The organism is Brevibacillus sp. SIMBA_040 (assembly GCF_046535075.1).
In the GTDB taxonomy this organism is placed as follows: domain Bacteria; phylum Bacillota; class Bacilli; order Brevibacillales; family Brevibacillaceae; genus Brevibacillus.
The window spans coordinates 1-245 of sequence record NZ_JAWRXI010000354.1 but is presented as its reverse complement, the minus strand read 5'-3'; the positions used below and the strand labels follow the sequence as shown (position 1 = coordinate 245).

Annotated in this window: 1 protein-coding gene; it reads left to right on the top strand. The window is 36.7% G+C overall.

The genetic code is table 11. From position 1 onward, the window contains the following. Nucleotides 1–20: 20 nt before the first annotated feature. Nucleotides 21–245, top strand: a 225-nt coding sequence (locus tag SB752_RS33095) for a hypothetical protein (protein ID WP_410719611.1), incomplete at its 3' end; no start/stop codon positions are given.

The window sequence follows — 245 nt, the reverse complement described above, 5'->3', positions numbered from 1 at the left end:
CAGGAGGACACCCAACTAATATGAATAGTACAGCTCAGGAAGCAATGATAATTGGAGGTACAAATAGAAATGTATATATCGGATATAGCAGTTTTAATACAGCAACACTTACGCTTCCTAATGCTAAACTTAATGTTACAGGAGGAGACATCTACTTAAATAGTATTGGTAGTGGTGTTATCATGACTTCGCCTAATGGTTCTTGTTTCAAAGTAGGAATCGACAATACTGGCGTTTTACAAACC